Raw genomic sequence first — 3,291 nt, forward strand, 5'->3', positions numbered from 1 at the left:
GGGCAAATGCAGACCGACGGTTTGAATCAGACATCTGCCGACCAATTTTACTTGCTTGCCAAATAAGGATTCCTATTTGCTAAGGATGGCTTCTCCGCGCCACGCCTTATCGCGACAAAACCCCGCCATCGGCATGCTCGCCGAGCTCGGTGACCTCTCACGCTTCGAACACCCGCGGCAGCTGACTGCCTGGCTCGGGCTCATACCATCTGAACAGTCGTCCGGCCAGAAACGCCGGCTGGGCAGCATCACGAAGGCGGGCAACAGCTGCGCACGGCGCCTCCTGGTTGAAGCAGCGTGGTCGTATCGTCATCCGGCCAAGGTCAGCCCTGCCATCCAGAAACGCCATGAGGGGCTTCCCAAGGCGATAATCGACCGCGCGTGGGATGCCCAGCTTCGGCTCTGCAAACGGTATCGCAGACTTGTTGCGCGAGGCAAGCATCCCAACGTTGCCGTGGTTGCGATCGCCCGCGAACTGGCGGCCTTCATCTGGGACATCGCGCGCACGACATCGGTGATGGCCGGTGAACCAACTCCACAGACACATTGATTCACGAACCATCACCACCACGGAGATCGAAACAGTCTTCCGAGGACGGCGCAGCGCGGTCCGTGAACAACCCGCGAAGATCCTACGGGACAGCGTCCTGACGCGGACTCCCGAACATAGAGCGCGGCAGGTTCACCAGACGGAACCCTGTAATGTGGTAACCAACCCACGGATATCAGATTGATCCACCGTCGACGTTACAGGCTGCGCCGCCCTGAGCAGATTGACCGAAAACCTATGAAATGGAAGCCACACCTTTGCGGTCCTTGACTGAGAAAGTCATATCAGTATCTGAAGGTCGACTCGGTCGCCGTGAAGTGCAGCGCCATCAGCCGGCCCGTCGCATCGTCGATGAACACCAGCAGCGCGCACGCTGGCGCGCGTTCCTCAAACCACCGGTGATCACTGCCGTCGATCTGCACCAGCTCGCCCAGACACGCACGCCGGTTTCTCGGCTGGTGAAGCTTGGGCGGCCGCTGTTTGCGCGCAATCCACAGCCCCGCATCGCGCATCCAGCGCCGCACGGTTTCCTTCGCCAGCACCACGCCATGACATTCGGCCAGCTTCTCGCACGCCAGCGTCGGCCCAAAATCGGCATAGCGTTCGCGCACCAGCGCCATCGCCCGCGCCCGCAGGTCCACCGGCAGTTCGCGATTGCTGGGCTGGCCACGCCGCGCCGAGATGAGCCCGGCCGGTCCAGCGGCCTCATAGCGCCGCACCAGCCGGCTGACCTGACGTTCGCCCAGCTGCAGCCGTTCCGCCCCCAGTACGATCGTCAGGCGACGCTGGACGACCGCCTCGATGATCTTCACGCGCTCGAGCTCGTGCATGCTGATCGTGATGAATCCACGTCCGTTCATGGTCTGGCTCCGGGCTGTCCGTGATGCCGCAGCATGCGCCCCAGCAGCCAGCCCGGAGCAGGAAACCAGACATTTCTAAGGAGCCAGAACCGGACATTTCTAAAAAGCCCTGACATGGTAGCGGCAACCCTATCGTGCCGCTGTACTGCACCGCAATTGGTGAATTGCAGGTGACGCACGCGGTCGTCTCGGTGAGCCCGTAGCCCTCGATAATCGGCGTTTGCGTGCGCTCATACCAGCGCCGCGCGACGGCCTCCTCCACCGCTGTTTCCCCGCCTGGCAATCGATACGCCTATCGCCTCACCGTGGCTCGCATCGACTGACTGCATCCAGTGCTACCCGGTGCAGCAACTCCTTCGTGCTATCGACGAAGCGAAGCGGCACTAACTGCAACGGCACCGCTTTCAAATTTCAAATATCTTTCGCTAGTATTTCGATTGCCTTTGCAAGGACTTCCGCCGAGAGTCAAGAGCGCAGTCTGTTGAAGCTATTGCTCCTGGCTGGCCCCGGCCTGCCACATGTACTCAGGAGAGGAGAGGTGGCCTGCAGAAAGCGCCCGCTTCGTGCAAACTCACGCCTTTCCCAACGAATGGTGCAAGGAATGAGACGTCTGAAACAGGGGCTTACCGCTATCACTTTGGTATTTGGCATTGCCGCCGCGGCACAAGCGCAGCAGCCGTCTGCTGCCGGAGTTGCCGAGAGGTATTCTGAAGGGAACCTGCCACTTGAAAGCGGGCAGGTCATCAAGGACTTTTCGATCTCGTACGGAACACATGGCACGCTAAACGCCACGAAATCGAACGCGATCCTGATGGTCACTGCGATCGGCGGCAATCACCATCGACTCGATTACCTGATCGGCCCAGGCAAGGCGCTCGACACCGACAAGTACTTCATCATCACGACCGACGCGATCGGCAATGGTCTGACAACCTCGCCGTCCAACAGCGTCGCCCAGCCCGGCATGTCATTCCCGCATTTCCTGATTCGCGACATGGTCAATTCGGAATACCGCCTCGTTACGGGCAAATTCGGAATTACGCATCTGTTCGCGGTGGTTGGCGCATCAATGGGCGGCATGCAGACGTTGCAGTGGGGCGTCAGTCATCCTGACATGATGGACGCGCTGGTTCCGATCGTCCCGCTGGGACGTACGCCCGCATGGACCAAAGCCGTGCTCGATCTCACGCGTCAGGAAATCATGTCCGATCCTGCCTGGGACAACGGAAACTACCAACAGAACCAGCCGCCGCAAGAGGGCATGCGTCTGTGGGCCGGTACTATGGCGCTGATCACCCGCACGCCGCAGTTGCTCAGGAATACGATGCCCAAAAGTGACGACGCCAAGTCGTGGCTCGCAAAAACCGAAGATGACGGGTGGAAAAATTTTGATGCGCGAAACTGGGTTTATCAGACGTGGGCCTACGATGCGCATGACATCGGCACCACACCGGGTCTAAACGGCGACTACCATCAGGCGTTACGGTCGATCCGGGCGCGCACGCTGATTCTCGCCGGGGTTGGCGATCTGCTCAACCCGGAAGCCGAAGCAGTGGAAGCCGCACGCTATATTCACGGCGCGCAATTCGAAACGATCGAACCGCGCTGGCCTTCAGGTCATTTTTCCGCCGCCGGGGTCACCCAGCCTGAAGTCGATTTCCAGAATCAGGCCATCGGGGCCTTCCTCACCAAAGTCTACGCAAGCAGGGACGCGAATGACGTGCGCCAGGCGGCTGCGAACGCCCAGTAACGTGAACGGGTTCTGTCGCAACAAGACGGTCTGATATGCTGAGGTCATGAAAGCAGAGGCGACAGGGACGATGATCAACGGGATGAATGCAGCGCTCGGGCGGGTGCTCAAGCGCTTGCATTATCCGCTGG

The 3,291-nt window shown here is 60.2% G+C and carries 1 protein-coding gene and 3 pseudogenes; 2 read left to right on the forward strand and 2 right to left on the reverse strand.

All coding sequences use genetic code 11. The features are described 5' to 3' along the window. Window positions 1-124: 124 nt before the first annotated feature. Window positions 125-550: pseudogene (locus tag ABQJ48_RS37485) on the forward strand (transposase); the annotation flags it as partial. Window positions 551-837: 287 nt separating this feature from the next. Here the strand turns inward: ABQJ48_RS37485 and ABQJ48_RS37490 are convergent. Further along, a pseudogene (locus tag ABQJ48_RS37490) lies at window positions 838-1,410 on the reverse strand (helix-turn-helix domain-containing protein); the annotation flags it as partial. 115 nt (window positions 1,411-1,525) lie between these two features. Further along, window positions 1,526-1,687 (reverse strand): annotated as a pseudogene (locus ABQJ48_RS37495) (AMP-binding protein); the annotation flags it as partial. Window positions 1,688-1,768: 81 nt separating this feature from the next. On the opposite strand from ABQJ48_RS37495, the gene ABQJ48_RS37500 reads away from it, so the two are divergent. After that, window positions 1,769-3,160 (forward strand): alpha/beta fold hydrolase, encoded by a 1,392-nt coding sequence (locus tag ABQJ48_RS37500; protein WP_367842892.1) that lies wholly within the window; start codon window positions 1,769-1,771, stop codon window positions 3,158-3,160. The last annotated feature ends 131 nt before the right edge of the window (window positions 3,161-3,291 follow it).

Origin of the sequence: Paraburkholderia suaedae, assembly GCF_040812055.1 — a bacterium.
Lineage (GTDB): Bacteria > Pseudomonadota > Gammaproteobacteria > Burkholderiales > Burkholderiaceae > Paraburkholderia.